Raw genomic sequence first — 6,722 nt, forward strand, 5'->3', positions numbered from 1 at the left:
CTAGTGCTGTTGCCAGTGAGGCCCGGGCCGGCGTGCTCGTCGTGTGCCTTCCTGCGTCGTCACGGGCCTCCTCGACAGCGGCCGCAGGAGCACAGCCGAGCCGGTGGTTTTAGCCATGGGGCCGGTGACGTCTGCGAAGTCGTTTGTGGTCAGCGCACTGCCCGGCCAGGTCGCCGCCCAACCCGTTTCTGTACACAAGGCGGCTGTGACGGCTCCGATTTCGATCAGAGCGGCCGTGAGAACTTGTCGGGGCGCCGCCATGTGCGGGGCGAAGCGTTAAATCCGGGTGCCCTCTGACGGGGCTTCGCGAGACCATGCTCGTGTGGCCCGTAGCGGCGGCCGGGCACGCGCCCGTGCAGAACTGACAGAGATTGCCTAACCCATGACCATGTACGCCTTCAAGCTGGCCTTTTCCCAGATTATTTGCTCGGGATGCGGCATCAAGCGCATCCGAGGCATCGAGTGTTCCGACTGCGGACGCAGACCCGAGCCGTGGGAGATCGACACAGCCACTCTCGCGCGTCGGCAGGCCACCGCCCGGGCGCAGGCGGTGCTCTCGCAGCCGGACACCCTGCCGGCCGCGGCGCACATGGGAGCCACTGAGTTCCTGCATGCCGACGTTTTCGCACGCCTCAGCGAGTGGATGAGTGTCTTCTTCCAGGCCGCAGCAGCGACAGCGGAAGCGAAGGAGCAGCCTGAGGAGAGCCTTGAGGCCGCCGTATCCGAGCTCATCGAACTGCGAGGCATGGTCCAGAGCGCTGACGCCAGGCGTCCTCTGGGGGCGCTGGTCAAGGTCCTGCGTGAACTTCTCGGCGAGCTGGAGTCCATGGTCGACGCCTACCTCGCCGCCCTGCTCGCGACCACTCCCTTGCAGGCCCAGAACCAGGCGGTAACGGCACAACGGCATCTGGACCGGGCCGCGGAACTGGCCCATCGAGCCAATACCGTCGCAGACACGGTGGAGTTGCTGACCAAGGAGCGGGACGTCGCACAGATCCAGGCCGGTCTGCTGGAGCGAACACTGCAGGCATACCAGCTGCCCGATCTGCTGTCCCTGGACACCGCTGGCCGTGACGCGCTGCAGCAGGTGACATCCTCGCCCGGGGCACACGGTTCGGGGCTTCTGTTCGCCACATACCACGTGCTGGCCCAAAGCCTCTTCGACCCCGACCAGTTCTGCGACGTCTTGCGCCGCGCCTACACAGTGTTCCGCTCCAACCCCACCGTGCTGCGCACCCTGGCCGCGACCCCCGCGTTCGAAGAGGACTTCAAGCGCGCGCTCTTGGAGCTGTTCGACGGCTCCCTGGAAGCAGCACATGCCGTCGACAATGCTGTCCACTCCCGACAGGCAGGCCGCGCACTGCTCGGCATCGCCTCAGCGTTGGTGGAAGGGCCAGGCCAGGTCATCGCGACCGCCCTGCTGCTGGCCTGCGGCCGCAAATCAGCCGCATACACGAACCTACGGCACAAGAACGCCACCGAACTGGTGAGCGCTGTCCAACAGGAAACAGCCCTGCAAGGCCTCCTCGGCGGCCTGGACAATGATCTGCGCACCGGTCGTGCCCACGCCCTGGTCCACTACGAACAAGACTTCGCTGTCATCGAGCGCAAGTCCACGACCCGCACAGTCACCTGGGCCGACGTGATCGACGGCGTCTTCCGCGGCCATGAAAGCGTCTTGGCCTGTCAGCTCGCATTGCTGCAGGCACTGGGCGAACTCGGCTTCACCGCATTCGGACTCGACGGCCTGTGGCGCAACCTGGGCATCAAAGCCGAGCAGATGACCACCACTCTCCTGGAGACGATGAACTGTCAGGACATCTCTATCACGGTCGATAGAAAACGCTGGCACATCGAAGTCAGAGCAGGATCCGACGCCTCTTTGCCCACCCTGATCGCCATGCTCCAGCCCTACCTGCCAAGAGACTTGAAAGAGCTGGTTTTCACTGCCCATCAGCGCGACGGAACCCACGTCCTTGCAGGGCCCACAGCCCCATGGCGCGAGCAGATGGAAGCGCCGACGGGCAGCGATGCCCAACTGATGGCTTTCGTTCGTGCCCAGCTGAGCTGGACGTACGACGAAGCTCCCTGGCTCCCAACCAACTTCGTGCGCAGATGGATGGCCATGCAGGCTGCCCAGACTCTGGAGACAACGCCTGCGCAAGCTGTCGCGCGATTGCGCAGCCTGCGCGAGCTTGCCATCCTCGCGAAAGACGACGTCCTGGTCTGGGCTCTATCCGGGGTCATACGACACACCCGACTTGGCCAGGGCAGTGACGCGGCGGCAGAACTGACCCAACTCAGGACTTGGTGCAGCCTGCCCGCTGCCGGCCCCAAATGGTGGCAGACAGACCAGCGCCCCTACCGCTAGCAGTCAGCCAGTACGCGTCGAGTTGCGTGATATTCGCTATGCGAGCCGAGGCCGTTTGCGCCCAGATCGCATTGCGCACAGCTGCCAAGGCGAGCCATGTCAAAGATTGAGGCATTGCGCTCGCCTACTCCAATGGGGGTTCCTCGGTGGCGTGGGTGAGGCGGTACCGCACATAGACATGAGGATCGCGGGCGAGAAGGCGCCGAACTTCCTCAGGCAGGTTGCGTCCCTTGGAGGCTAGAGCGACGCGGACCTCGAAGGCGGGGTCTCGCGCCAGGGCCTTGAGGAGTTCCGAGTTGCCGAGTGCGTGCTGCGCACCGAGGGCGCGCACGTGCGTATCACTGTGGACGAGCAGACTGGTCGTGTAGCCAGTGAAGGCGGGCGCGGCGGAGGCCACGGCGATGATGCTCGCGGCGCCAAGTCGGCATGCCGTGGCTCTTTCGCTGCGCAGGAGTTGAGTCGCTGCGGCCAAAATGCTCTCGGCCAATACCTGTTCTTCGGCAGTCAAAGGGGTGTCGGGGTTGCGGGAAGCGGCGAACATATCGGCGCCAGCTGCCAGGGCCCGTCCAGCGAGCAGGTCGCTTCCCATGTTGGTCCTGAAGCGGCTCAGGCCGCTGCTGTTCATCTCCCACAGGTCTGTTTCTGAATAGCCGGGGGACTGGTGAAGGGCAGTCAGCCTGCGCGCGAGCTGCGCCGCGGTCTCTTGGGGCAGATGGCGGGCCAGCTTACGGAGGGCTTGCGCGGCCTGCCCACGGGAGGCTGCGCTGTCGTGAGAGTCCTCGGCCATCGCGGTCAGGTGGGCAGCAACGGCTTCAGCCAAGGCTTGAGGCGGCCCTGCCGCTACTTCAGCAGCATCATCCGGAAGATCAGACGGCGGCGGTCCTGAGCTCTCCGCGGGGGCGCCGACGGTATCCGCGGCTCCGGGAGCGTCGGCAGATGGGGCCACGAAGGATGCGGAGGTTGAGGTGGAGTACAGCACCCCTCCCGCAGGTTGCGCCTTGCTGGTGCTCAATGCGCTTGGTGAGACCTCCTCAAGTTCGGCGGTATCCAGTAGCGCCAGCAGCAGATCGACAGTTTCTGCTTCCCGTGTCCCTACCTGTGTCATCGTACGTTCGACACCGACGGGTCGCCGGAGAAGGGCGGCGCAAGCACCCCGGACAGCCACCTGGGCAGCATGCGATGGGATGCGCCAACGCGCCAAGACCTTAACTGCAGGGCTTCGTTCATCGGCAGCCATTGCAGTGATGTACGGGAGCAGCGGCTCACGGGCAGAACCGGGGATATTCTCCACGAGATCCCACAGCCTGTCAGGCGGGTCGGGCAGTCGCAGCATGAGATCCAACGCCTCGGCAATCTCTCTGCGACGTGATTCGACAGCCCAGTAGGTTTGGATCAACAGGTCAGCGATGTCGTCACTGATCCGCGTACTACTGGCAAGGGCTGGCCTCGCGATCTGAAGGATGTCACTGACCTCCGATTCAGGGATCCTGATGGCGAATGCGCGCACAGCCTTGAGGGCGTCAAGCTCTGGGTGCGGCCGAATTGCTGGCGATTGCCAGACACCGTTGCTGGCCCGCAGCAGCATGCGAACAATGCCAGCGACGTCAGCATCGGCGATGAACGGGGCCTGCTCTCCTAGCACTTGGAAGGCCGCAGCACGGCACCGGCGTACGGGGGACGCCAGCCAGGCTTGCACGTCGACGGTCTCGGTCAGACTCCCAGCTAGATCCGCGGCCTTCTCAGCGTCACCAGCCTGGACATAGGCTTGAACGGCTCCGGCGAGATGCCCCGCCGCGGCCAGCACATCGCCGAAAAGTTCCATCGCCATCAGTTCTTCCTGCCACGCACCCTGCAGGCGGGATTCCCACAGATAGCGGCGGGTGTCGCCGAAGGCATCAGGCAACTTCTCGTGGTGCGCTGCCTCATAGGCCGTCAGAGCCGGGTTGAAGGTGCCAGCCAGCAGTTGCTTGCGGTTCGGCAGGGCTCGAGTGATCGCATCAAGACCCAGCATCAGTCGGCCCTGGTCAGTTGCCAGCCGCCTCGCTGCCCGGAGCGCGAATCGTGCATCCCCGAACCATCCGTCCTCACTGCAGGCGAGAACAGACTGGTTCCACAGTTCCTCGGCGCGATCGGGGTCACCCCGCAAGGCGAAAGCACGGGCTGCACGTGAGGTGATCAGACCGCGAGCCTGCTGGTAGCGGCCTGCGCCAGCGTCGCGCACCAAAGGACCGTAGACGGACTGAACGTCCTCTGGCGCGGAGTCCAGTCTCAAGGACGCATCCGCCACTGCGCATGCCAACCGAGCCCGGATGAAGATGTCACGAGTCTCTGCGCCGCCAGCTAGCTCACGCAGCTCACCCAGGAGCGCCGGGGGAGCGTCTTCGGGCTCCACGACGAGAGAACTCGCTAGGCTGTCACAGAGCCCGTCCACCAGAGCCTGCTCCAGGACGAGACAGCACAGCAGACTCGCATGGGGGTCTGCTGCGGTCGTGAGCTGGCGGAGCGCGGGCACGGTTCGAGGCAGCCGGCTACCTTGCTCATACCAGTTGGCTACGCATTCGAGGACGGTCCACTTTGCCGCTCTCGGCTGCGCTGCCTCGGACGCCAGCGCTTCGAGGCTGCCCGTGTGGGCCGACGGCTGGCCTCTGAGGATCTCGTGCAGCTGTAGATCGAATAGCAGATCGAATGCCGCATCGACATCACCTGCTGCTCGGGCCATCCGGGCCTGCCTGGTGCGTACCTGTGCCGCGTGACCCGGAAAGTTACCCTGCGTCAGGGCGTCCGCCAGCTCGCCGTACAAGCGAGCGGCGCGAGCGGGGTCGCTTTCCGACGCCTGGGCATCGTCCTCAAGCGACTGCAGGCCCAGAACGGCGATAGGACCACTCACCAGCCCCAGTGGCTTGGGCGCTGCTGCATCGTTCGGTGCGGGCATGACTCCGCACCAGGCCTTCGCCCACACTTCGCCGAATACTGCCGCGACCAGATTGGTGGCGTCCCGGAGTTTTCGGCCCACGGCCTCCGCGCCCCAGAACTCGATCTCCAAGTCGCCGGTGTACGCGTCTTGGAGGTCCGACACGGTTTTCACGTATGCGGTGTCGGAGTCGAGTTCAGCCGAAGTCACCACGATGAAGCGGTAGGGATCAAAGAGCCGTGGCGACTCGGTGTGTCCCTTCAGCCGAGGTGCGCCGGCATAGGTCTCAATCGCTTCCTTGATAAGAGGGACGGTGAGCTGTTGGTAACGCTTGACCTGATACAGCGACCGCCGTTGGTCTGGCTCCCGTGCAACGATGTCTAGCCCATGCTGCTTTTGGCCACTGCGCCCGTAGAACTGGACTCCTCGGTTGTCCTGTCGGCTGACGATTTCCGCGATCAGCCATTCAAACGTCTCCGGTTCCAACTCCGTCAGCGGAAGCCGCTTCGGATTCTGTACCGGCAGAGACGCCAAAGGCGGTTGGACCTGCCCACTCAGCTCTGCCAACGACAGCGAGACGTAGCCCGCGCCAGCCTGCTCTTCCGGCATCGTGCCCTCCACGGAAACCTCCCCATGTGTACTACACGACAGCCGCCTGCACTACCGAGAGCACGGCAGTCACGGTCGATGACGGGGCGGACGCCGTGATCGCAGTGGGTGGGCTCCGCACGACGTCGGGGAGGTTCCAGAGGTTGCACGCGACGGGGATCAGGTTGATCGCACCGATCACGTACTCGGGCAAGGACGTCATCTCGGTGGTACCTCGGCGGTCTGGTAGAGGGATGTGTCAGGGCCGTTCATCCCTTATAGGGACTGCTGGGACTGCGTCTTACGCGATCCGGGATTATTCCTCCGCCGATGATGCCGACGAGTTCCGTGAGGACCCACCGCCCAACCCTCCGCGAGCCGCGATGAGTCCGACCCAAGCCGCACGTGCCCCCAGGGGGGCCGGCTGGATGAGGCGAGTCTGGAGCCTGCATGGGGCCGTTTCTGCGCTCCGCGTGCGTTCAAGCCGGAGGTTGCGGATAGAGGCACAACCCGCGTATTCTCGGCGCGATATTGGAGAATGAGAATAAGGGGAAGTCAGATTTCGTGCAGGGTATAGGATGCAAGAATCACCCGCCGGACAGAGGGCATTAAAACGGTTTTCTGAAAGTGTGTGATGCTAGTTTCAGGAGTGTCGGGAACAGGTTCTTCCAGGGCCCTCGAACTCAGTTCCTATTAAATTTATCTGAAGGCGCGTCAGCCACGCTCAGTGGGGCCACCCCGCCCCTTCAGGGGCGCATTTTCAGGAATTCGCGGAGCGAATTCCTTCCCGAATTGCGGAGCGATTCGGATACCGTCACGGAGTGACGGTATATCAACTTCCTTGCGGAGCAA

The 6,722-nt window shown here is 64.1% G+C and carries 2 protein-coding genes; one reads left to right on the plus strand and one right to left on the minus strand.

Features of this window, described 5'->3' with window-relative positions:
* Positions 1-382 precede the first annotated feature (382 nt).
* Complete coding sequence (locus tag ACYF6T_RS44105) at positions 383-2,371, plus strand: hypothetical protein (protein ID WP_461703630.1); 1,989 nt, start codon at positions 383-385, stop codon at positions 2,369-2,371.
* A 124-nt stretch (positions 2,372-2,495) separates the two neighbouring features.
* On the opposite strand, the gene ACYF6T_RS44110 is transcribed toward ACYF6T_RS44105, so the two are convergent.
* The gene (locus tag ACYF6T_RS44110) at positions 2,496-5,903 is read right to left on the minus strand and encodes a hypothetical protein (RefSeq protein WP_461703631.1); all 3,408 of its coding nucleotides are present in this window, start codon (positions 5,901-5,903) and stop codon (positions 2,496-2,498) included.
* Positions 5,904-6,722 lie beyond the last annotated feature (819 nt).

It is taken from the genome of Streptomyces sp. 7R007 (assembly GCF_054850255.1).